At 50.6% G+C, this 24,588-nt stretch carries 17 protein-coding genes; 5 read left to right on the top strand and 12 right to left on the bottom strand.

Annotation, left to right across the window (positions count from 1 at the left end; genetic code table 11):
* The first annotated feature begins 8 nt into the window (after nt 1-8).
* Entirely contained in the window at nt 9-869 is an 861-nt protein-coding gene (locus tag Mal48_RS11730) for an alpha/beta hydrolase family protein (protein ID WP_145199367.1), read from the top strand.
* 470 nt (nt 870-1,339) lie between these two features.
* Here Mal48_RS11730 and Mal48_RS11725 read toward each other — a convergent pair whose 3' ends face one another.
* From Mal48_RS11725 to Mal48_RS11680, 10 genes are all read right to left on the bottom strand, one after another.
* The gene (locus tag Mal48_RS11725) at nt 1,340-2,290 is read right to left on the bottom strand and encodes a hydroxypyruvate isomerase family protein (protein ID WP_145199364.1); all 951 of its coding nucleotides are present in this window, start codon (nt 2,288-2,290) and stop codon (nt 1,340-1,342) included.
* A gap of 281 nt (nt 2,291-2,571) precedes the next feature.
* Nucleotides 2,572-3,792: a tetratricopeptide repeat protein gene (locus tag Mal48_RS11720; RefSeq protein WP_145199361.1), complete on the bottom strand. Its 1,221-nt coding sequence runs from the start codon at nt 3,790-3,792 to the stop codon at nt 2,572-2,574.
* A gap of 676 nt (nt 3,793-4,468) precedes the next feature.
* Nucleotides 4,469-6,073 (bottom strand): sulfatase family protein, encoded by a 1,605-nt coding sequence (locus tag Mal48_RS11715; RefSeq protein WP_231739483.1) that lies wholly within the window; start codon nt 6,071-6,073, stop codon nt 4,469-4,471.
* A 289-nt stretch (nt 6,074-6,362) separates the two neighbouring features.
* The gene (locus Mal48_RS11710; protein WP_145199358.1) at nt 6,363-7,274 is read right to left on the bottom strand and encodes a hypothetical protein; all 912 of its coding nucleotides are present in this window, start codon (nt 7,272-7,274) and stop codon (nt 6,363-6,365) included.
* Nucleotides 7,275-7,528: 254 nt separating this feature from the next.
* Nucleotides 7,529-9,223 carry a hybrid sensor histidine kinase/response regulator gene (locus Mal48_RS11705; RefSeq protein ID WP_145199355.1) on the bottom strand — a complete coding sequence of 565 codons (1,695 nt, stop codon included), beginning with the start codon at nt 9,221-9,223 and terminating at the stop codon, nt 7,529-7,531.
* 179 nt (nt 9,224-9,402) lie between these two features.
* A complete protein-coding gene (locus Mal48_RS11700; protein WP_145199352.1) occupies nt 9,403-10,179 on the bottom strand; it encodes a hypothetical protein in 777 nt (258 codons plus the stop codon).
* Between the two features lie 589 nt (nt 10,180-10,768).
* A complete protein-coding gene (locus Mal48_RS11695; RefSeq protein ID WP_145199348.1) occupies nt 10,769-11,863 on the bottom strand; it encodes a GTPase in 1,095 nt (364 codons plus the stop codon).
* Nucleotides 11,860-12,651, bottom strand: a complete 792-nt coding sequence (locus Mal48_RS11690) for a type III pantothenate kinase (protein ID WP_145199345.1) — start codon at nt 12,649-12,651, stop codon at nt 11,860-11,862. Before Mal48_RS11690 ends, Mal48_RS11695 begins: the two co-directional genes overlap by 4 nt.
* A complete protein-coding gene (locus Mal48_RS11685) occupies nt 12,644-13,474 on the bottom strand; it encodes an SIR2 family NAD-dependent protein deacylase (RefSeq protein WP_197441642.1) in 831 nt (276 codons plus the stop codon). The genes Mal48_RS11690 and Mal48_RS11685 overlap by 8 nt, the downstream gene beginning before the upstream one ends.
* Nucleotides 13,475-13,512: 38 nt before the next feature.
* A complete protein-coding gene (locus tag Mal48_RS11680; RefSeq protein WP_231739480.1) occupies nt 13,513-13,926 on the bottom strand; it encodes a hypothetical protein in 414 nt (137 codons plus the stop codon).
* 248 nt (nt 13,927-14,174) lie between these two features.
* On the opposite strand from Mal48_RS11680, the gene Mal48_RS11675 reads away from it, so the two are divergent.
* From Mal48_RS11675 to Mal48_RS11665, 3 genes are all read left to right on the top strand, one after another.
* Nucleotides 14,175-15,692, top strand: coding sequence for a carboxypeptidase M32 (locus tag Mal48_RS11675; protein ID WP_145199335.1), 1,518 nt, complete (start codon nt 14,175-14,177; stop codon nt 15,690-15,692).
* Between the two features lie 81 nt (nt 15,693-15,773).
* Nucleotides 15,774-16,877 (top strand): cis-3-hydroxy-L-proline dehydratase, encoded by a 1,104-nt coding sequence (locus tag Mal48_RS11670; protein ID WP_145199332.1) that lies wholly within the window; start codon nt 15,774-15,776, stop codon nt 16,875-16,877.
* Between the two features lie 47 nt (nt 16,878-16,924).
* Nucleotides 16,925-17,863, top strand: coding sequence for a dihydrodipicolinate synthase family protein (locus Mal48_RS11665; protein WP_145199329.1), 939 nt, complete (start codon nt 16,925-16,927; stop codon nt 17,861-17,863).
* 39 nt (nt 17,864-17,902) lie between these two features.
* On the opposite strand, the gene Mal48_RS11660 is transcribed toward Mal48_RS11665, so the two are convergent.
* Together Mal48_RS11660 and Mal48_RS11655 are read right to left on the bottom strand one after the other, a co-directional pair.
* Nucleotides 17,903-18,703: an endonuclease/exonuclease/phosphatase family protein gene (locus tag Mal48_RS11660; RefSeq protein ID WP_145199326.1), complete on the bottom strand. Its 801-nt coding sequence runs from the start codon at nt 18,701-18,703 to the stop codon at nt 17,903-17,905.
* 17 nt (nt 18,704-18,720) lie between these two features.
* Nucleotides 18,721-19,722, bottom strand: a complete 1,002-nt coding sequence (locus Mal48_RS11655; protein WP_145199323.1) for a metallophosphoesterase family protein — start codon at nt 19,720-19,722, stop codon at nt 18,721-18,723.
* A 539-nt stretch (nt 19,723-20,261) separates the two neighbouring features.
* Here Mal48_RS11655 and Mal48_RS11650 point away from each other — a divergent pair.
* Complete coding sequence (locus Mal48_RS11650; protein ID WP_145199321.1) at nt 20,262-24,539, top strand: protein kinase domain-containing protein; 4,278 nt, start codon at nt 20,262-20,264, stop codon at nt 24,537-24,539.
* Nucleotides 24,540-24,588 lie beyond the last annotated feature (49 nt).

Raw genomic sequence — 24,588 nt, 5'->3', positions numbered from 1 at the left:
AAGAATCTATGCGATATTTCATGATGATGCTCACCTGCAGCTTGTCGTGTCTTCCAGTCTTCGAAGCAGACGCGGAAGAGGTCAACATCACTCCCGATGTAGTGTATGGTCATAAATTCGGGTTGGCGATGACCTTTGATGTCTTCACACCTGAGAAAGAAGCCAACGGGGCAGCTGTGTTGTTTATGGTCAGTGGCGGGTGGTATTCGAAATGGTCACCACCCGAGGGGCTGCAAGTGAGGTTTCGCGCCTTAACGGACAAAGGGTTCACCGTCTTCGCAGTTCGTCACGGGAGCAGTCCCAGGTTTTCGATCGCTGAAGCTGTCGCTGATGTTCGGCGAAGTGTGCGTTTTATTCGTTTGAATGCAGAAAAATTCCAGATCGACCCCGATCGGATTGGAGTCTTCGGTATGAGTGCCGGTGGTCACTTGTCGCTCATGCTCGGCACCGCTTCAGATGAAGGTGATCCGAATGCGAAAGATCCCGTACTGAAAGTCAGCGACCGTGTTCAAGCAGTGGTTGCATTCGTTGCGCCGACAGATTTACAAGTGATGGCTGAAGATGCTCCTGATCGCTTACCTGTCTACGCACAATTCCCTGCACTTGAAATTAATCAAGAAACAGCTGCGGAGAACTCACCATTACTACACGTCTCCTCTGATGACTCCCCAACATTGCTTCTTGCCGGAGTAAAAGATGAACTTGTTCCAATATTTCACAGCCGCAATATCCAAGCTGCTTTTGGGAAAGCTGGCGTGACCAACAAGCTCATCGAATTCGGAAACGCGGGGCATGGTTTTCGTGGAGAAGATCTGGCTGCCGCCACCCAGGCCATGGTTGCCTGGTTTGAAGAACATCTCAACAAATAGAGAAGCTTGTTCTACCGTGTGCCCGTGAAGAACGCGTTTCACCAGCGAAATTGCTGTTCGCCACGAGGCAGAACGTGAACACCAATCCGAAAATTGAGATCGAAACCGTCATGCCCGCCTGATTTTTTCCATTCAAATTGGAGGTGAATCACTCCGAAATTCAATTAAGCGGACCGCTGAAGGGGCTTTAAGCTTTATCCTTTTCCATCCGGAGCCATCGGGCTTAAAGGCCCGACAGCTGGAAGGTGGAACGTTGATTGCACAACTGTTTCGAAAACGATGTGCACATTTGAAAAGGTAGACGTTCAGTCTCGTGGGAAGAATCGCTTCATCGAGTGAAGATCTTTCTTCACGGACACAAAAACACGAAGTGTTCTCCAGCCGTTTTTGAAACGGTGCGTTCAGTCTCGTGGGAAGAGTCGCTTCATCGAGTGAAGATCTTTCTTCGCGGACACAAAAACACGAAGTGTTTAGAAGGCGTCGGCGTCTCGGTAGGCTTGGATGACTGCTTGTTCGCCTTCTTTTCCTTTGATGGAATTTCCGTGTTCCATGCCGATGATGCCTTCGAAACCTTTGGAGTGAATATGTTTGAAGACGTTTCGGTAATTAATTTCCCCGGTTCCTGGTTCTTTGCGGCCGGGGTTGTCGCCTGATTGGAAGTAAGCGATTTCGTCCCAGCAGGCATCGATATTTGGGATTAAATTCCCTTCTGTGATCTGTTGGTGGTAGATATCGAACAGGATTTTGCAGGAAGGGCTGTCGACCGCTTTGCACAGTGCATACGCTTGATCAGAACGACTCAGGAATGTTCCTCCATGGTTCGCGTACCAGTTCAACGGTTCCAGAACCATGACAAGATCGTGCGGTTCGAGGATCGCTGAACAGCGTTTGAGCAGTTCGATGACGTTTGCTGTTTGGTAACCTTCAGCGAGTCGCGGGCCGCCGTAGCGGTTCCAGTTTTCGGAGTTTCCTTGTTGATCGACCGATCCCGGCACAACTGTCATCCATTTGACATTGGTCCGCTTGGCAACTTCGACTGAAGCTTTGATCGCTTCGAGAACTTCGCTCCATTTGTCTTCATTCTTAACTGCAAAAACTGGTTCGTCAAAACTGGCATAAGCAACGAAGACGCCCATCTGCATATTCAGCTGCGACATCGCTTTCGCAATACGGTTTTGCTCTTCGGCTGACCGCTTCAGCATGCCGTTGTCCTCCCAGGCAGTGAATCCGTGGTCGGCTGCAAATTTCATCTGGTCAACGATGTCGTTACCCGCTGACTGCTTGAATGTGTTGACGTGTGGAGCGTATTTGAGCTGAAACGGTTTCGACTTTTTGCTCTCCTGAGCTGAGCTTGCTGCGTTTCCGAAGGCAAAAGCGGTTGATGCTGCACCTGTGGCAGCCAGAAAATCTCGGCGTTGCATGATGACTTCCGTTGAATCTGAGAAATATGGAAGCCTTAGGTTAGCATACAGGCGGTGCGGGTCCAGAGATGGCTCAGAGATGACAGTGAAGACCGAATCTTCAGCTTCTTCATTTTCATCTTCAATGGACCAACAGGCTACGATGAAGATTGATGAACCACTGTAGAAACAAAAAACGCTGCCAGAGAAAATTTCACTGACAGCGTAACAAGGATGTGCTCTTTGAGTGAACTAGAGCAGTTTGCCACGAGGCAGATCCTGCAACCAATTCATAAGATGTTCTAAAAGGCCTGAACCGCCGGCATCACATTGCTTGAAGTCTGCGTCGAGATATTCTGAAATGGAGCAGCCGACATATTTTGAGGAGCTTGGAATATCGGAGGTTGCTGAGCGGTGTTTGTCGGTGCCGTTTGGGGCGGCATCATCACTTGTTGCGTGTATTGCCCCGTGGCAGGCATTGACTGGACGGGATACTCACTAGTCATTCCCGGGTACTGATGAGAATGCTGTGAGACAACTTGCTGAGGCTGATACGCTTGCGGACCGTTTGAACCTTGGGTTTCTGGTAACAGTTGTGGTTCGCCAGAGTTCAACGTCGGTGCCGGATTGTACTGTTGTGGAGTCGGCACGAGCAGCCCCGGAGATTGCGATGGAGGGTTGATGATCTGCTGTTCCATCATCGGTTGTTCGTGCATCATCGGCTGTTGATATTGCATCGGAGTCGAGACCATTGATTGATGCGAAACGACTGGACCGCCCATCATCGTAAAGTCGTTCATCGGCATCGTCTCAGCCATTTGCAGCGAAGGGGGCGTATGGTACGGATAGCGTGGCGACGCCATTTGTGGATATCCCTGACCAGTCGCATATTGCGGACCATAGGGACCCTGTTGCCGTTGCGATATCATCCGGCTTTGTAGTCGTGAACGGCCTTGAGGAACATTCCTTGAGGCCTGCTGGTAGTAATTTTGAGCGGCAGACATGTTACCTTCTTGACGATACATGTCGCCCGCAGCCATTTGTGCTCCTGCGCTGTACGGTTGTGTTTCCGCCCAGGCAGTCAGCAATTCTCTCGATTCAGCGGTCCGTCCTTGCTCACGTAACATTGAAGCGAGTGCGTGATAAGAAGGGAGGTGATCGGGGTCGAGAGTCAATGCGTGTTGATACATCAACTCGGCATTTTCGTATTCACCTTCATGTTCCATTGTTCGCGCAACATTGAAGGCGTAGTTCGCGTTATGTGGGTCATCCATTAAGGCGCGCTCAAATTCATATCGAGCGTATTCATAATTGCCTTTGTCGTAATACTTGCGACCAGAACGGTTCATCACGTAGCCGTTCATCGATCCGCAACCACAAAGGGTCGACGAAAGGAATAACCAGAGCAAACCGCAAATGATCAAGCTAAATCGATAAGTGATCCAGACCCGCTGTGATTGGGGACGAGGTCGATTTTCGAGAGCGGAGGAGGAGTCCATCGTGGACAGAGTTCCGGTATTCATGGGGGCATTCCCTTCGGTGCATCGTGAACTCTGAAGTGAGCTTCGATGAGTCTCATATTGATTCAAATGAATCCGTACGAATGTGTTGAACTTCGATCTGATCGCAGGCCGCCATCAGACCGTCCTTGTTCAGGAGGGACCTCGAAAGTAGAAAATGTTTTTGATTTTGGGCAGATTGATTTGAAGTTTCAGCCCTGAAAAGACGAAAGCTGCCACTTTGCGAGGAGTGCATCGGCAGGAAGTGCGCATTTGCGATCACAAGCTCTACTGACTCACTCAAGTTTTTCCTTGAGCAGCTTGCCCGTGAGGAACGGATTTCGTCAATGATATAGCGTCTCTCCGCGAGGCCAACACGGAGACCATTTCCCAAGACTTATCGATAATGTTTTTAGCAGCAGGGACTTGCGAACATACACGCACAAATTATTGCGCCGGAAGATGAAAGTGCCCGGCGAACTGACATTGAATTGTAGTGCAGAGATCCTGCCCCACCCTTTGCGCATTTTGCCTTCGCCACCCAATCTAACTCCAGTCTTAAAGTAAGTGTAAAGCTGAGGCCCGGTTGGAAGTCGGTCTAGAGCATCTTTCGAATTGGTTTGCAGGATCTGCCTCGTGGCGAACAGCATTTTTACTAGAGAAATGCGTTCTTCACGGGCAAACGGTAGAGCAAACTGCTCTAGCGGTTTGAAGCAGGACGAAACTTCTGTTTCCAATCGTCGGGCATCTCGCTTCGGTCGGTTTGATCGTTGGTTTGTTTTTCGAGCCTTGCAAGTTCTTCTTTTAGCTGGGCGATTTCTTTAGCGTACTGAGGGTTGTTGTACTCGTTTTGAAGCTCGTCGGGGTCTTTTTCGAGATCATAAAATTCCCACTCTCCAAACTGATAAAATTGAATCAATTTGTATCGGTCCGTTCGCACTCCATTGTGTTTGGCGACCATGTGAACGCTGGGGTATTCGTAGTAGTGGTAGTAGATCGAGTCTCGCCAATCCTTTGGGGTTTCGCCTTTGAGTAGAGGGACGATTGAACGGCCTTGCATATCATCCGGAATTTCGGCGCCGGCGATCTCTAGAAATGTTTCTGCGTAGTCAATGTTCTGGATTAAGTCTTTATTGATACTTCCAGGCTGAGTGACTCCGGGCCATTTGCAGATAAACGGCATTTTCATTGACTCTTCGTACATCCAGCGTTTGTCGTACCAACCGTGGTCTCCAAGATAAAACCCCTGATCGGATGAGTAGATGACAATCGTATTGTCCGCTAAGCCTGCTTCGTCGAGATACGCCATCAGTTGGCCGACGCTGTCGTCGACGCCACGAACACAACGCAGGTAGTTTCGAATGTAGCGATGGTATTTCCATCTCACGAGATCTTTGCCCTTGAGATTCAGCTTCTTAAGCTCATTGTTTTTCGGCTCGAAGGCAGCATTCCAGGCCTTCAATTGTTCGGGAGTGAACTTCTCCAAGTTCCGCGCTCCCGAGCGGTCGACGGACTTCCCACTTTCCGGATCCCATCCATGGAGCGGCGGGCCGAAGCAATCGAAGACGAGATTCAGGTGCCCGTCGATTTCCATTTCCTGGTATCGGGCTGGGCTCGCATTATCTTCCCAGTTGTCGAAGAGTGTCGCTGGCTCAGGGATCTCGACATCATCGTACAGCGTCAGGTATCGAATCGGCGGCATCCAGGTTCTGTGAGGAGCCTTATGCTGACACATCAGCATGAATGGTTTACTTTGGTCACGTCCTTTCTTCAACCACTCCAATGCCATCTCAGTGACGATATCTGTGCAGTATCCTTCGATGACCTCTCGTCCTTGGGGCGATTTAAAAACAGGGTTGTAGTACGCTCCCTGTCCGGGCAGAACTTTCCAGAAGTCAAATCCTTGCGGATCAGTTCCCAAGTGCCATTTTCCGATCATGGCTGTCTGATAATTTGCCTTCTGCAAGATCTTTGGAAACGTTTGCTGATCACCGTCGAACTTGTCTTTGTTCGTCATGAATCCATTGATGTGGCTATGCTTGCCTGTTTGGATGACGGCTCGGCTCGGTCCACAAATTGAATTGGTGCAGAAACTGTTCTGAAACAACATTCCCTGCGACGCGAGCTTGTCGATATTCGGTGTCGGGTTGATCTCCTTCAACCAGCCTTCGTATGCCCCAATCGCATGCGGAGCATGATCATCAGTGAATATAAAGACGATGTTTGGCTGATTGGCAGCCATTGCCGTCATTGAATGGGCATGGAAAGAGACTAAAGCGGCGAAAAGCAGAAAACAATTCTTCACAGCAAACCGTTCCGTTAAAGAGTGGTTCCAGTCAAATCGTTGAGAGAGATAGCATCTTAGTACAGAGAATCTAAGATTTGTAGTAACTCATCGTGAACTGTGAAGTTGCGGTGCCGTCGCTCATCGGGTGACTCACTAGATCGCTTTTGATGTTTCACCGCTGAAAACTGGCATCAACTAGTGGTGTACTCTTGCGGGAAGAATTCTGCGAATGAAGACAGTTGCAAGCTGCCCAGGAATTGAGAAGTTCACTTTCGCAAGTCAGTGGAATGGCTAATACAAATGCCTGTTACTGAGCGTCGCAGTATGTTTGGGCGAGAAGCAACATCATTTCCGCCCACTGGATTTGTTTGACCGCTTCGATGAGTTGTTTGTCTTGCGAGGTTGCACATGTTTCACAGAGATCGACAAACGCCATCGGGTCCCAGCCATGACCTGTCCCATTTGCTGTAAGTCGGTCGGACCATTGGTGAGCGAGAGGCGAAGCACAAGCCTTCAGGATTGTGGATGCCTGAGTTGAAAGGTCGTCGAAAATGGGGTGTTCGCCAACTCGTCGGAACCAATACTTGGAATTGCCGTAGTCTGGTTCTCGTCGGTGCATGATCCCATGCCAGTAATCACCCGCAGCGTATCGACCTTTTCCCTGACAGTCCTGGGCGTACTCGTGACTCGTTTCCAGATCCCCATGAATCTGAAACAGGCCCGCCTTGATGGCAATCGCGTCCGGGCCGGAATTTGCATTCTTAAGGTTCAAATTATTGCAAGCTGATCGCAGCCAATCTGGCATTGATGAATCAGTTGGCGCGAGATCCGGGAACTGGTCTTTGATTGATGAAGCACTGATCTCGTTCGCTGAAACACTGAATTCGTCCGAGTGTTCAACCAGCCATTGCCAAAGATTCATGCTTGTTTCATTTTGGAATCTGTTCGCAGGGGCTGCAATCAGAGAACTCTCAAGCGGATTGTCGGTCAGTATTGCCAACTGCGAGGGGAGATTTCTCCAGATGGTGTTTCCCCAGTCCCCGAGGGGCATCAGGGTCAACTGTTTGTTCGATGAGGCAAAAGCTTCTTTGATGCTAGAATTGTTTGCGTCAAAAGCTTCTTGAGCCTGAGGCTTTCCAAGAACAATGTCAGCCGATCCGGATTGAGAGATCGGAAGTTCGATGAGTTGAGAAGTAACGTCGCAAGCGAGAAAGTGCATGATCGAATCAGATACGAGAATTAATTTTTACCACTCTGTAATGAATTTTCGATGTTTGTTGTACTCGTGTCGTTCACTTTCATGACTTCACAAGCAGTTCGAAGCGAGTTTGAACCGGAACAGTCATCCGAAAATGCGATCACAGGCCTGATGAATCATTGCCATTTCAGTGAACGACAACAAGCACATGGTATAAAGCAGGCGTCCTCTGTGATCTCAGTAGTATTGCTGGCGATGATCAGGAATGCCAGAGCTCACACGCTTTCTGGGAGATGGGTTTTGACCGCATTCTCAATTGCTTTGAGAAACTTGTCGATGATAAAAGGCTTGTAGATCGTTTCTTTCATACCCATTTCACGACACTTAATGAGCGTGTGTTCGCCGTCGTAGTCAAAGCCGGTCATCAGCATGATTGGGAGATGCTCGTGGATTTCCCGAATGGACCGGAACAGGTCCGAGCCTTTCATGTCCGGCGGCCTTTTGTCAGCGATGACAGCATGATATGTGAAAGTTCGAACCATGCGAAGTGCTTCATCGGCAGACCGGACTGCATCGACAGTCATCTCGTTCTGCTCAAGGATGATATGAGCACTCTTACGAATTTCGGGGTCAGTATCGACGACCAAAACTCGTTTGTCCGCGAGCAACGGATGACTTCGCGATTTCAAGAACGCTCCCGCAAAATTGGGGCCGGTCGGCTTACCTGTTTGCCGGATCAGGTCTCGAATGTCTTGAGTACGTTTTAGGATATGTTTAATTCGATGACAGAGTTCTGAGTCCTCACCACGAAAGCGTTCGTAGATCCAGGATGTGTCGTTCAGAATGTCGTCCACAGGTGCAGCGACTTCACAGAGCACTTTCTGAGTGTTTTTCTCCACTGAATGCATCTGTTCAACAGATAACAGGTCGAGGTAATTCAGTGCGGTCGCCACCTCACGGCAAAACAACTCAACGAATTTCAGATCATTCGTAGAAAATGCGCCGACATTCGGACTTTCGACATTAAATGTCCCCAACACAAGATCTCGCCTGACGAGTGGGACCGTCAGAGAACTTTTCGCTCCAACGACTCCCTCAATGTAAAGTGGATCGTTGCTGGTGTCTTCGCAGAGGTAGCTTCTTCCTGTCGCTGCGACAAAACCGGTGACCCCGTTTCCGTGTGGTTGTGCTCTGAGTTCGCGGGCGGCGGCGGTAGGGTCCATTCCAAAGTTGATCAGTGGAGTCAACTCTTGTGTATTTTGATCGATGACGCGAACTTCGACCGTATCAAACTCTAACAGCTCTTGTGTGTAGTGAATGAGCTTCGATTTCAGCAGTTCGATTCGTTCATATTCCGTTAGCTCGAGAAGCTCTTCCCGCTCCAGATCCCCCAGATCCGTTCCCGCTTGGTGAACGGCGTCGAGCTTCTGCTGCTGAAGGACTTCATCGGAGGTGTCTCGCAGGATCGCCAAGAGGAGTTTAGAGCCATCCGGCGAACTACCGGGCAGCGGACTCGCGAGAAACTCGAAGTACGTCTTGTCGTCGATTTTGACTGTTGTTTTGGCCTGTTTGCCATTTGACAGAACAGAATTCACTGGAGAGAAGTCAGGCCCTACAATTTGTGCTCCTTCCCAAAGATCGAACAGTTTCGGCGTGTCACCGTCGAGTTTCAAGTTGAGAAGCTTCTCGGCTGACCGGTTCGCCCACATGACGCGTTCGTTCTGATCAATTTGCAGAATCGCATCTGGAATTTGAGAAAGCAGACTCAGCGAATCATTGATTTGCATTAAACCTTCCACAGGAGACTTCAGCAGGTAGTAGTCCGGAGGCTGTTCGCTGTTGATTCTCTCGATGAAGTCAGCCAGAGAGGAGACCTCAACGAGACGGCATCGTTCTTTCAATTCGTCGAGAACGAAAGTGGAAGATGAATCATCTCCGCCAAGAACAAGAACTTCAGGTTGCTCGGACACAGGTGCCCCAACTCCCAAAAAAGAGTGAACGCGACATTGAATCCCGTCATCAATGACGCTAAAGACAGATGCAAGACTCTGGGTCTTTTTTATCGGTCGATTTGAAGGACGTCTAGACCGCTGCCAGCCTCTTTCAAAGAAAGCTTCAAAAAACTTTCTCAAGCGGCAGTTTTGAGTTGCTAGTCTGTCTGACTTCCAAGCGGAGCATTCAACAAGAATCCTTCGCCAGCAAGTATTCTTCGTCGTGTCCGTGAGAATAGCAAGCCTGAATTCTCCGTAGAAGGTTGACCGCTCAAGAAGATCGCTTGATCGCAGCGAGATCGATGAGCTTCTGCATCGACACGATGGCCGATTTCCCGGTTCGGAAATGAACGAACCAGTGCGACCAACTCCAGCTGGCGAGCGACCATCGCATTTTCTGAAGATTCCGGGTTTGACCGATCATCACAGAAGTCCAGACAGAGATCGCTATCAAATGCTGCCTTGAGTGGCATTTCTGATGCAACAAGATAATAACTCACGAGATAGTCCGACCAACGTTGAACTTTGCGGAAGAGTCTTTCGCTCTTCAAAAGCTTTGAAGTCTCTGCCGAGATGCTTCCATGAAGATCAAATGCCCGGTTTCGAATCTTCACATGCTCCTCAATGGACTTCTCAGCCACTTGCGTGAAGTCTTCAATCTGCCGTTGCCGTTTGAACGAAAAAATTCTGGCTGCCGTCGAACGAGTCAAAAGTTCTGCGGTGAGAATTTCTTCGAGGAGAGTCGTCAATTGCTCCGGAGAGCTCTCGCCGATATGGATCTCGCGAATCGCGCGACTCCAACGCTGAAAAAGAAAGTTGGTCTCTTTCCAGTATTCAGCCGCAGCCAGAGATTGATCGCTGCTCAATTCATCTGCTTGATTCGATGCAGACCAGGTCAGCACAGCAGCGGTCTCGGCAATACTTCTTAAATGCATGAGTAATCCCTCCCTGAAGCTCTACACAAAGTCGTCATAACTGATCTTTCTGAGATTTGTTTTTTCCGCTTGTGCCCCCAATTCGAGCACTCGTTGACCTCTTTGCTGGGAAATGCAACTGTAATTCCAACAAGTCGATTGAAAGTCGATTGATTTGAAAAACATGGAGAGCGACATCCGTGAGATTTCAGTTTAATGTTGTAAACGTCTTGCTCTAAATTACTTACGTCAGCATTAGGGAAACCCCGGGACACACAGCCTGGTGCACTTGGTAAAGCGAGTTACGAGGCCCCGGCACCGGGATGATGCAAAAAGGGAACGGCCCGCGTCGCGAAATCACCACATGCAAGGGACAGACGCTGGGCACAGGTAAGAGTTAGAAACACTGAGTAGAAACACTGAGTAGAAACACTGAGTAGAAACACTGAGTAGAAACACTGAGTAGAAACACTGAGTAGAAACACTTGGGAGTAGAATTCACACCGCACCTGGCCCACATGCAGATTGGTTCCCAATGACAGCGTGGTTCTCAATTGCAGCGTGGAGCAATAGGGAAGCGTGAGGACTGGCTTGTTGCATCCTGCGAGTGCTACTCGGGGGCTTCTTTTAACAGATTCTCCAGCAGGGAGACTTGTCGCGGTGTGACAGGGTAAGCTTGTGTTTTAGGTGGAACGGCTGGGATGAGCTGTGAAACGATTTCCGTTGCCAGTTCCTGAATGCCCTGTTCAGTCGTTGCAGAAACGCAAATTTGCCCAGCTTCGGAGAAGTCGTTGCTTGCTAGGTCGATCTTATTGAAGACAATCAGCGATCTCTGATTTTTGGCGGCGAATTGTTTTTCGAACTCTACAACACCATTTTGAGCATCGACAATCATCAGCAGTAAGTCAGCAGCTTCGATTGTCGCCCTCGCCTTCGCGATTCCTGCGGATTCGATCTCTTCATCGGTTTGGCGCAGGCCAGCTGTGTCAGAAAACTCGATCGGCCAGCCTTTCAGAGCTGTTTGAACCGTGACCACGTCTCGCGTCGTTCCCGGTTGATCAAAGACCACGGACCGGGAAAAGCCGACCAGCGAGTTAATCAAGCTCGACTTTCCGACATTTGGTGGGCCACACAAGACGACTTTCCATGGTTGAGTTAAATGTTGTCCGAATTCTGCCCAACGTAGCATCGATTCGACGGCAGAACGGCGAAGCAGCGGATCATCGGTCGTTTGAGCCTCTTTCAGTGATTTGGGAAAGAGGCTGGATTGCCGTAAGACCTCGTGAGCTGCTTTTTGAGTTGTTACCTGTTGTAAGCAAAGCTGAAACTCTTCAGTAAAAGAAATCTCGCTCGAGTCAACTTGACCTGCTGAGCTTTTCTCGAAAGTTCGCTCACGTTGCAACTGCTCGACCCCTGACGAAATTAAATCCTTCATGATTCGCTCGATCGCTGCCGCTCCACCGTGGCAATGTATCTCAACTGTCGAATCGTCAGTTCTCACACAAACAAGATCCTCGCTGTTGGTGGCGCCCCATAGACCGTATCGAATTGCATCGATCGGTTGCTGCTGCATCGATTTTTGATTCGCTGCGGAGAAAAACTTGTCAATGCTTGAGACATCTCCGCAGACTCGAATCGACGCGACCGCTCCGCGTCCGCGCGGGGTCAAAAGTTCAACAGTTGTTCGTTTCAATGCACTGTTCATTCGCCATCCAAAATTGATCTGGCAGTCAGGACGCTTCCAATCAACGACAAGTTCTTCTCACAAATCGCGTTAGGGAAATACGGTTCAAGAATCGGAAGAGCTCCACCAGTGATATAGAGTTGTGACGGAACGTCAAGCTGTTCCGAAATTCGTGCCACCAATTCTTTCACTGCCCCTAAATGGCCCCAATAGAGCCCACTTGCCATCGCAGCTTCGGTGTTGCGACCGAGTGCGTCAGGGAGACGCTCCAGAAATTCTTTCCCGTCGATTAAGGGGAGCGTCGTTGTGAATTCACTCATTGCACGGGCTCCCATGAGAACGCCGGGCAGTATTGCACCTCCCAAAAAAGCTCCGTCTGAATTCACAACGTCGACAGTGATCGCCGTTCCTGAATCGACGATCACCGCAGCATGACCAGGTTTTCGCAAACCGTTTACCGCAACGGCATTCAATAACCGGTCAGCCCCGACTTTCTCGGGGACATCTACCAGTGAACGAATTGGAATAGCGGAGTTTTCAGACAATGTGAGAGGGGGAGGAGAATTTGATTTCCAGTTGTCGAGGATCTGAGTCGCCAGGAATTGATTCGAGCCTGTCAAAATTGATCGACATTCCAGAGGGGCTGGAACCTGATCGTCGAGCTCGCTCCATGGGATTTTTTCGTGATTCTCAACAAACAGCGAAGTCACACAACGAGGAAATGGGTCGTCTGGGCCAAGTTCAAACAGACCGAGCTTCACGCGCGTGTGTCCGGGGTGAAGCGCCAGATAATTGTGAATCTCACTCATGGTCACACTGCTCTTCTGTAAGCTCTGGAAAAGCAGACGAGACCAACTTCGGTAGCACTTGCTCTGCAGGAGCCGCAAACCAAAGATCGCCAACACCGCCAACTTCAGGATCGATCACGATGCACTTGGAACCTGCTGCTTTGGCTCGGCTCGGCAATTCGGCAGCCGGGTAAATGGATTGTGAAGTTCCCACTGAAATGAACAGGTCGCAACGCTGCACCGAGTCTTGAGCGTTTGACCAATCTGGCTCAGCAAGTTGATCACCAAACAATACCAGATTCGGCCGGTGAGTCCCCAGAAGCGAGGCACCCAACAACGGGGAGATCGCTTTTAGTAACTTCGGACCAGCCCATACTTCGGATTGCGTGGCTTTGACGTTCTGGACAATTTCTAGCAGGTCCATTTTTGTCAGCTCACGACTTTCCTCTTGCCGAGGAAAGGAAACGATCTCGAAAAGGTTCCCATGAATTTCAGAAACATTTCCACTTCCGGCATCTTGATGCAATCGATCGATGTTTTGTGTAATGACATCGACCGGTTTGAACTGTTCCAGCTGAGCGATCGCTCGATGGGCTTCGTTTGGACTCGCAGTTGCGATCGGTTCCAGAACAGCGACCAGAAACTCAGCCATTCTTTTAGGTTGAAGAACTGCAGTTTGCAGCAACCCTTTCCAATTTGCGAAGTCTTCAGGAGGAAATCGGGTCCAGAATCCTCCATCATCACGAAATGTCGCGATTCCGCTGGCCGTACTGATTCCGGCTCCGGTGAAGACCACGATTCGTTCCGCGGTTCTCAGCCAGTCGACAGCTGTCGTGAATTTCAAGGAATTTTCTTCTCTGGCCATCAACTTGCAGGACGTTCTCAAGGTTCTTTATGACACGCGTGATCGTTCGGGTTATTCTCTCCGAACGCCTCTCGCTCGAAGGGGTTGTCATAATAGGGATGTTTGCCTCGGAACCACATTGTCACCGAAAAAATTAAATACATTGGCAAAAACAAAGGCCCCCACCGTTCATACTGGCGCACATGAACAAGTTCGTGTTCACGACAAAAATCGAGTGCTGCCTGAGACCGACCCCAGATGACGTGTCCCAAAGTCATGGCTGCGGCATCGACCGGAGTTCGAGAGAGCAGCCACTCCACGAGCCCACCGTGGAATTCCAACGTCCCTGCTTTACGGTGAACATGTGTTCCAAAAGGGAGGCCGATCAGCCCAATTAGCAGGGCAACGACTGAAGTCGGAGACGCCCACAGAATCAGCAGAAATTTTCGCAAATTCAACAACCTTTTACTGGTCGCAAGTTTTTCTTGAGTCCCCTAAACTACCAACCATTTTCCTAACCTGTCCAGAAATGAAAGTCTAAGTCGGTTGTCTCAGCAGTTGAGGGGCCGATCTGGAGTTTCTGGATGAGTCTTATCATCGTCAACAAAACTCATGAATCCGTTCGGTTCTCTGAGATGAGGACCACGTCTTCAAGTTTTGTATGAGTATCTAGACCAGTCGACCCCAGGAGTTGTCAGGGATGAGCGATCAAGCCAAAGCGTACACGAAACTTGTCGAACACTTAAAGGGCCTCGGGCTTCTTCGCTCATGTGCGAGCGTTCTGGGGTGGGATGAACAGACAAATCTTCCCCCCAAAGGAGCTGAACATCGAGCGAATCAGCTGGCGCTCTTGGCTGGCCTGTCTCATGACCGTGCGACCGATCCCGTCATCGGTGAACTTTTAGATCAACTCGCAGATCCAAACAGTGTCGGCGGAGACCAAACCGCGGCCTACGCAAATGTTCGCAATGCGAAACGAGCATATGATCGCTCGGTCAAGCTTCCCAAAAAACTGGTTGAAGAACTCTCTCGGACCACAACGCTCTCTCAGCACGCCTGGGTTGAAGCCCGCCAGAAAAAAGATTTCACTCTCTTTCATCCCTGGCTCGAGAAGATTGTCACTCTAAAACGAGAAGAAGCAGACGCACTTGGTAGCGAAACCGGCGTCAAGTACGACGCGCTGATCGAAGACTATGAACCGGGCGCAACTGCGGCACAAATTCAGTCGGTGTTTGCTCCACTTCGCGAAGCTCTTGTGGAACTCGTCTCTGCAATCAAAGAGTCGGACAAGAAGCCAGACATTTCGATTCTGGAACGTAAGTATCCCGTAGAGACACAAAAAGCGTTTTCGATTGAAGCCGCCACCGCTATCGGGTTTGACTTTCAAGCAGGTCGACTCGATGTCGCTGCACACCCATTCTGTTCAGGATTCGGTCCCGGAGATTGCCGACTGACGACGCGCTATGATGAGCATCATTTCCCCGGCGCTTTCTTCGGGACATTACACGAAGCGGGGCACGGAATCTATGAGCAAGGTTTGAATGATAACGATTTTGGGCTGGCGACCGGTGAAGCCTGCTCTCTCGGAATCCATGAATCTCAATCAAGAATGTGGGAGAATCTCGTCGGTCGCAGCCGAGCATTCTGGGACCACTTCTATGGCAAAGCTCAGCAGGCGTTTCCCGATGCGATCGGAGATGTTCACATCGACGATTTCTATTCGGCGGTCAACGATGTTCGTCCCAGCTGGATTCGCGTTGAAGCAGACGAAGTGACTTACAATCTGCATATCATGTTGCGTTTCCAACTCGAACAGGCACTACTTTGCGGTGACCTCAATGCAGCCGATGTTCCGGCCGTCTGGAATGAAACCTTCACCGAGTTCTTCGGGATGACACCTTCAGATGATTCCATTGGCTGTCTGCAGGACGTCCATTGGAGTGCTGGATTGATCGGTTACTTCCCAACCTATTCATTGGGGAACATGTATGCCTCTCAATTCTTCGAAAAAGCTCAAGACGACTTGGGCGACTTGAACGCCATGTTTGCAAAAGGGGAATTCATGCCGCTCAAAGAATGGTTGAACAATAACATTCACATTCATGGTCGACGTTACGATGCTCCACAACTTGTCGAAGTCGTGACCGGCAAACCGCTCACTGCGGAACCGCTCTTGAAACACCTTCGCGGAAAATTTGGAGCCGTTTACGGTCTCTAAGTCGACAGCTCTGCGGTGGTTGTTCAAGATAAATGATGTGACCGTTCGCTGGGAACATTCTGGTGAGATAAAGGGGCAATTGTGAAGATCACAAGGATCAGTACTTACCAGGTGGATTTACCACTGCACGAGGGGAACTACAGCTGGTCCGAGGGGAAGAGCGTCGAAGTTTTCGATTCGACAGTCGTTCAGATCGAAACCGATGCCGGTATCACCGGCTACGGCGAAGTCTGCCCGCTGGGGCCTGTCTATCTCCCAGCTTACGCATCTGGTGCGCGGACCGGAATCAGCGAGTTAGCACCGGCGCTCATTGGTGACGACCCGCGGCAACTACTCGTTTTGAACAACAAAATGGATCGGCTCCTCAAGGGGCACCCGTATGTGAAATCGGCAATCGATATCGCTTGCTGGGACATTCTCGGGCAGTCTGCGGGAATGCCGGTGTGCGAGTTGCTTGGTGGTCGCTTTGCCGAAGATGTCACTTTGTATCGAGCAATCTCACAGAGACCCGCTAATGAGATGGCTCAGAATGTCGCAAGCTATCGCAGCGAAGGATATCGACGTTTTCAGCTGAAGGTCGGTGGGAATCCCAACGACGACATCGAACGGATTCGAGCAGTCCGCGACATTCTGGAACCGGGAGACAAGTTGATTGCCGATGCCAATACCGGCTGGCTGAAACATGAAGCAATGCGAGTTGTGAACGCAGTCAAAGATGTCGACGTTTATATCGAGCAACCCTGTGCGAGTTACAAAGACTGCTTGAGCATTCGACGTAACACGACACTGCCATTCATTCTCGATGAAGTGATTGATTCCATCGATGCCATCATTCAAGGCGCGAACGACTTAGCGATGGATGTGGTGAACATTAAAATCAGCAAGTTTGGCGGGCTGACACGAGCAAAGCAGGCACGCGACTTGTGTGTTTCGCTCGGAATTGCGATGACTCTGGAGGACAGTTGGGGTGGGGATATTGTCACTGCGGCAATCGCTCACCTGGCTCAAGGGACTCCGCCTGAGTATCAGTTTACGTCAACCGATTTCAACAGCTACGTCACCACTTCAATTGCCGACGGGGCTCCTCAGCGCGTCAACGGTCGCATGTCCGCTTCATTAGAACCGGGACTTGGAATTCAAACGAAGCTCGATGTTCTCGGAGATCCGGTATGGACGTCGCAGTAGTGTTTTGAAACTTGTTTCTCTTCGAATCATTCGAAAGCTATCCACTTATGGACTCAAGCATTTTTCGCGGCTGTATTCCCGCTTTGATGACTCCCTGCAATCCAGACCGAACCCCAAACTTCGCATCCCTCGTCAAAAAGGGAAAAGAATTGTTTGACCTCGGGATGAATGCGGTTGTCTATTGTGGATCAATGGGAGACTGGCCGCAGCTGACAGATGAGCAACGGCAACAAGGAGTCCAGAAATTAGTTGAAGCGGGAGTTCCTGTGATTGTGGGGACCGGGGCACAGAATCCGGCACTCGCAGCTGCCCACGCAGCACATGCTCAAAAAGTTGGGGCTCACGGCCTGATGGTCATTCCGCGAGTGCTCTCGCGAGGGACATCGCAAATTGCCCAGCGACACCACTTCGCCCGAGTCCTGAGTGCTGCTCCTGATTTGCCAGCCGTGATCTACAACAGTCCGTATTATGGATACGAAACCAAAGCTGACCTGTTTTTCGATTTGCGTTCGGAATTTCCGAATCTGGTCGGATTCAAGGAATTTGGCGGCGAAGCTTCGCTCAGCTACGCAGCAGAGCACATCACGCACCAGGATGAGAATGTCCTATTGATGGCCGGTGTGGACACGCAAGTTTTTCACGGATTCGTTCGCTGCGGAGCAGTGGGAGCAATTACCGGGATCGGAAACTGCCTCCCCCGTGAAGTCCTCCGGTATGTTCAGCTCTGCGAGCAAGCAGCCGCCGGTGATGCACAGGCTCGAATTTATGCACAGGAACTGGAAGAGGCACTGCGAGTGCTCTCAACATTCGACGAAGGTCCGGACCTGGTGCTGTACTACAAGTATCTACTCGTATTAAATGAGGAGACTGAATACGAACAGCACTTCAACGAAACAGATGCTCTCTCCGCCAGCCAGAAAAAGTATGCGGAAGTCCAGTACAGACTCTTTTTGAACTGGTGGGAAGAATGGCCCGGCAAGGCGTAGAAAAGAATCAGATGGAGGCTGCCTGGCAATCTGTGAAACTTATTCACCGTCAGGCTGAAGTTCCAAAACGGCGAAGATCGCGCGATGGTCCGAAGCGACGGCCTCGTCCAGCACTTTGAATTCAACAACTTTCCAACGATTGGCAGGACGGTGCAGAATGAAGTCGATCTGCCTCCTCGGTTGATTGACAGGCACAGTTGCCATGGGCACTTCATTTGTACGAGTCCATTTTCTCTCGAACAGTTTAAGCGTTTCACTGTCTGGAGTGGCGTTGAGGTCACCTGCCAACAATGCGGGATGTTGTGCATGGTCTGCGATCAGTTCATTGATGAACTTCGCTGAAGCGAGGCGTTCACGTTCATCAGCCCGAAAGTCGAGATGTGTGGCGAATAGCAGCAGCGACTGATTGGGCTTCGGCAGTCTGATTTCTGCTTCGATAACTCCGCGTTGCTCGCTATCGTCAATGTTGGGCAGGAGATGATTCTTGTGTTGGGTGATTGGAAATCGTGAAAGCACCGCGTTGCCGTAATGGCCCCCTTGCAGTTCGATATTGGCACCGAAGACAATGTTCATTTCTGTCAGCCGAGCCAGTTCAGCCGGCTGGTCGATATTATCTGTTCGCTTCACTTTCTGGTCGACTTCCTGCAACGCCACCACGTCCGGTTTGACGGAGAGGATAACACGTGCGATTCGCTCGACATCCAACTTGCGATCAACGCCTTCAGCGTGATGAATGTTGTAGCTGAGGATTCGCAGCCGTGTTGGCTCTGCGGAGTGGCTTGTGGAAACGGTCGAAAGTATCACTGTTGCCAACAAGGTGTATTTCAATAACTGTTTCATGTTTTCATGATTTCCTGTTACGCCGTCCGCCAAGTCAGCGTTTTCGATTCACCATTCCATGGGTGTTGGGCATCGGTGGTGTATGTGGTGAGCGTGCCCCCGTTGGGAGTCAGTTTTGCAGTCGTCCAACCAGTCGTCGATTTCTTCGGATCGGCGACATATGACGTGGCCGGAGTATTCAGAATGTGGATGCCTTGATGTTCGGCATAGCTGCGATCATGGATGTGGCCATGAATGTAGGCCTTGACCCATTTGCGTGGCCCAATGACATTCCACAATTCCTGCGAGTCAATCAGTCCGCCGGGGAAGTGTAACGGATCACCACCCAGTCGCGGATTATGATGAGCCACAATAATTGCTGGCTTCGCTTGCAATCCATCGAGTGCTGACGCGAGCCATTCCAATTGCTGAGTCCCGATTGTTCCCTGAGTTACCATCGTCTTTTGTAACGAGTCGAGCAAAAAGAAGTTGGCGTGCTGCGTTTCGACGACAGCGATATGTCGCGACTTCACAGGGGGCATCTCCGGCCGCTGCTCTTTAAGTATCTCGTAAAAGACATTGCGATGATCATGGTTGCCGAGTGTGAGATGTGTCTCGACGCCGGCTTTCTGAAGCGGAGCGATCAGTTTCGCAAAATGCCGATAGTCTCCCGGTTGGCCATCTTTGAGAGCAAGGTCACCATTGATCAGCACGCATGCTGGCTTCGTCGGTCGATTCACCAGTTCGGTAACAACCTGTCGCAAATGAGTCGGGACCGCGGAATTCTCAGGGTGCTTCTCACCAATGTGAGTATCGTTCAGCAGGTAAACCAGGTCGGAGTCGACTGCCTCGGAAGCTGGTGCGTTGTTCCCATACAGCAGGATACTCGCTCCAGCCGCTTGAAGGAATCGCCGTCGATTGAGGGTCGTCAAATGGATTGGCAAAACATCAGCCTTCTTGTGAAGAACATCGCGAGGTCTCTTGAATGGGGAGCATACCATCATCTTCGCCTCATCATCAATACCTGCACGAAGCCCCATGAACACTCGATTTGTGATCGGACTTCGTGCTTAAGGGGGCAACGAGACGAGCGGTCACTGTTTGAATGATGATATTCCAGGGAGAGCGAGGAACCTCAGACTTTGCAAATTGAGTCTGTTCTGCCTGCCATCCTCTCTGGTCAGATTTTTTCTTCTTCCGGGTTGTGTTTGATTGGATTTTTACATCATATTAGAGTCGTTTGCTGTACCGTGTGCCCGTGAAGAACGCATTTCTCAAGTGGAAATGCTGATCGCCACGAGGCAGGTCCTGCAAACCAATTCGAAAGAGGCTGTAGTTCGAATCCCGAAACTTGAGCTTGCTCTTTCAACTGGTGAGAAAGCGACTATTTCCAGAGGTTTTGCAACGGTTCTAATGTGAATTGACGTCAGAAGAGACTTTTCTCTATTTTGGCCGCCTCAATTTGTACCGTATATCGCCTGTGATAATGGTAGGTTTCTCGGACTGAATGAATTGAGAGAACTCTGCATGCTGGCGTATACAGAGTCAGGAAGAGTGTGAAATTGAATAGGCTGTGGGCATGGGTATGGGCGGAGACGAGCAAAGTGTGGTCGTGAACCAGTTGATTGCTGAGTTCAAGAGCCGCATCGAGGCAGGCGAAGCACTTAACGCTGCGCAGTTCATCGCCGCTCATCCGGAGCATGCTGCCGAACTTGAGCGGCACTTTGCAAATGTGAACGTTGTGGAAGTGAACGTTGCAGAGGGGGGCACTCCAGAGGGAGGCGCTGAGACGATTGCCACTTCGGGTGAAGTCGGAGAGCTCTCGTCCGAGGATGCAACTGCTCACACCGTCGTTCGCGGAAGCGCTGATTCCAAGACTTCCGTGGCTCACAAACATCAAAACAATACCGGCTCAGCGACCAGCATCCAAATCCCCAAAACCTTCGGTCGTTACGCCATTCAAAAAGTCCTGGGCCAAGGAGCCATGGGGGCGGTTTATCTCGCCAAAGATACACAGTTGGATCGTGATGTCGCTCTCAAAATTCCGAAGTTTGGCGACTGTAATGGAGTTGCTGAGAAAGAACTCCTTGAGCGGTTCTACCGAGAAGCTCGAGCGTCTGCGACGTTGCGAAGTCCGAATATTTGTCCAGTGTACGATGTCGGTGAGATCGATGGGCAGCATTACATCACGATGGCATACATCGAAGGGCGCCCACTCAAGGACTTCACCAAGTCGAAGAAATCGCATTCAGAAAAGCAAATCATCACAACGGTTCGAAAGCTTGCTTTAGGCTTGGATGAGGCTCACAAGATAGGGGTCATTCACCGCGATCTGAAGCCGGCAAATATCATGGTTGACCAGTACGGCGAGCCGGTCGTGATGGACTTCGGCCTTGCCCGCCGCAGCTCCAGCGATGATGTTCAAGTCACGCAAAGTGGAGCGATACTCGGAACTCCGGCGTACATGGCTCCCGAGCAGGTGGCAGGCGATCAGGCAGCAATCGACCATCAGGTCGATATCTACGCCCTCGGCATTATCATGTACGAATTGATCACGGGCGAGATGCCATTCAAAGGGAATTTGATGGCGCTGCTGCAGCAGATCGCTCTCAATAACCCCAAAAAACCATCAGAACTTCGCAAAGACATTGATCCACGGTTGGAAACAATTTGCCTGAAGATGATCGCAGGCGACCAGAAGAAACGCTATCAATCGATGAGTGAGGTCGCTGCCGATCTGCAGGATGTACTCCGCAATCCGGGCAAGCGACAGAAAAAAGAACAGGCGAAGAAGACTGGACCAAAACCGACGTCCATTCCGTCCGCCCATGAAGAATCCAATCCGGCACTGATCTCGGTCGCTCAACCGAAATCTTATACAGAACAGCTGCGCGAGAAAAAGAAGCTACCCAAGCCAGTCAGGACTTCAGGAAAATCATCATCCAACCGAAAGAAAAAGGCGACTTCCGCGTCTGGCTTGAATGGCCCGACAAAGAAACTCTTGATTGCTGGTGGTTTGGGTGGGTTGGTCCTCTTACTGGGGATTCTCTTGATAGTCCGGGTCGGCAAATACGATGTGCAGATTACGCTCGATGATCCGAGTATTACGTTGAGCGTCGATGGGGAAGTTCTCAATATCAATGATGGCGAGGATGTCTACAAACTCTCCGCAGGGAAGCACAAACTGAAGTTGCAGAAAGATGGCCTGAAAACGCACGTCGAAGAGTTCACTGTCGCCAAAGATGGCAAGACTGCGGTGAGAGTCGTTGTCCTCAACGGTCAGCTGGATGGATTGCTGAACGGTGAGAAGCCACGGCGATCATCTTTGCCTCCCAAAAAATCTCAGGCGAATGAAAGAACAAAAACTCAAGTCGCCAGCGTGAGCAATTATGGACTGCAATTTGACGGAGTGAAGTCGAAGGCAGTGATCCCTAATTTTCCGTCGGTGAATGGTGGACCATTCACAATCGAAGCGATGCTCCGTTTCGACGAACCGGACAAGAAATGCGCTTTCCTGACTGCTACAGACTTTAATGTCTATACGATCAAGGAGAAACAAAACAAGCTCTACCTGTGGCAACAGCTAGGCAGGCAAGTGAATGCGAGCGCCACGGACATCGGAGAGACGGAGGCAAGGCAGTCGGATGGTCACCTGATCCATTTCGCCGGTGTCTGGGACGGGAAAGAAACTCGTATTTACCTCAACGGGAAACTGAATAGCTATAGTCGCGGACAATTCAAGATAGGCTGGAATCCCAGTTCCGATCTGCTGATCGGACATGAAGCAGGTGACAACCCCGTTTTCTTTCCCGGCGTGATTGACGAGTTGAGGTATTCGAATGTCGCCCGATATCAGAGTGAATTCACCCCGCCAACGAACAATTCCCGCTTGGCTCCCGATCAAGGGACTCTTGCTCTGTACCACTTCGACGAAGGGGTCGGCGATGTCATCAAAGACGCCTCTGGTAACGGGTACGACGGCAAGGTCATTGGAGCGAAGTGGGTTGGAGTGAGCGGAGGTGGGAGCACACCAGAACGAGCCTCAGGGGAACCTGTTCAATACGCTCTTGAGTTTGATGGCCAGAATTCCGTAGACATTCCGGACACCACCTGGAGTGAACGTGATGAATTCACGTTTGAGGCCTATGTACGAGCGGGCTCTGTACAAAACCAAGATGCCCCCCTTGTGTTCGTTGTGAACCAATTCAGCACAGCAGCTCTCGTTCGAGCACGTGGCCATTGGGGATTCATGGTGAATTTCGGAGAGAAGGCTGGTGTCATGAACTCTAAAGCCTCTCAGCCAGCAGTGGAGGGAGAATGGACCCATTTGGCGGGTGTCTTCCGGAATGGGACGGTTCAACTTTTCGTGAACGGCGAGCCTATGAAAGCGGTGAAGCTTCCAGATAAAATCAGTTCAGAAAGCGGTAAGTATATTCGGTTGGGAGTCAACTTTGTCGGAGCGATTCGTCAATTCAAAATCTCGAAGTCTGCACGGTACGCAAAACGCTTCGAGCCACCTCAACAGATGATGAACGATGTCGACACCTTAGTTCTTTACAAGTTCCACGAAGGGATCGGCGACGTCCTCAAAGACTCCTCCGGTAACGGGTACCATGGCAAGATCATCGGGGCGAAGTGGGTACGGAGTGTTGAAAGGACGATAGAAGGAGGACAGGAGAGGAAAGTCAGTCTGGTGGAGATGCTCACTTCACCTGATTACGAGTGGACTGAACCAGTGAACCTGGGGCCGCAAATCAACAGTGTCGCTGGGGATAACCATCCGACCCTGACAGCAGATGGGCTGATTCTGATGTTCGAATCCGATCGTGGTGACGGTGCAGAACCGCGTCTCTACGAGTGCCGCCGAAGCAGCCTTGACGCACCTTGGAGCTCTCCACGTCCAGTCGACGAGCTCAATAAAATTCAGGCGACAGATCCACAACTGAGCCGGGATGGGTTGTCGTTGCTGTTCAGCAGACCGAGTCATGGGAAAAACGAGGTAATCTGGTCCTGCCGCCGACCAAATCTCAATGCACCCTGGCAGGAGCCTGTTTATCTGGGGGACGAAGTCAACCCAGTGGAACTACAAGGAGGAGCAGATCTTTCTCCTGACGGTCTGACGCTCTACTTCCGGGCCTGGAGCGGTCAGTGGAAATCCTACGACCTCTTCGTGGCCCATCGCAATTCTGTGGACGCCCCCTGGAGCAATCCCTCTCCGATGGGATCAGATTTTGGAAGTGTCGGTGAAATCCAACCTCTGGCTGATGGGAAGACGTTATTGTTTGCTCAAGGAGGATCAGGAACTCATTATATTGCGCGGCGTGGCTCCGACGGAAAATTTGAGAAACAGAAACTACAAGCGAACTTCACGTCCCATAATTTCGTGATCTTGGAAGACGGCACGGCATTCTTCACAAGCGCCCGCGAGGGAACCTTTGGCAAGGGCGATATCTGGACGTGCCGACTTGTCTTGAAAGACAAAGCTGCAGATGGGGCATCGGAGGACTCATCTGCCTCTCACAGCAGTGCGAACGCCCCATCATCCGCCATGGCCTCATTTGATTCCACGCATGGTGGGCTTCTGTTCGATCAGCCCGGATCACATGTCGCTGTTGATGATTTGAAACTGGACTTGCAGAAACCCTGGACTTGCGAATTTTGGTGTCAGCCAGCGGACTGCCACTGGATGGGCACTGGATCGCAATGCAGAATTGAAAACCGACAAAGGAACCTTCACTGCATCCGCAAAAAGACCACCACACCAAGCCAGAACGCCACGTTTTCTCACATTGGCGTCTGCATTTTTACTAGAACCAGTCCGAAAACCTCTGGAGTAGCCGCTTCTCTCAACGTTTGAGAGAGCAATTTCAAGTTTCAGGATCAGTTCTTGGATACGCCGAACATCA

The organism is Thalassoglobus polymorphus (assembly GCF_007744255.1).
GTDB classification, from domain to species: Bacteria; Planctomycetota; Planctomycetia; order Planctomycetales; family Planctomycetaceae; genus Thalassoglobus; species Thalassoglobus polymorphus.
Note: the sequence above shows the minus strand (reverse complement) of the source record. Positions and strands in the feature narration are given on the sequence as shown.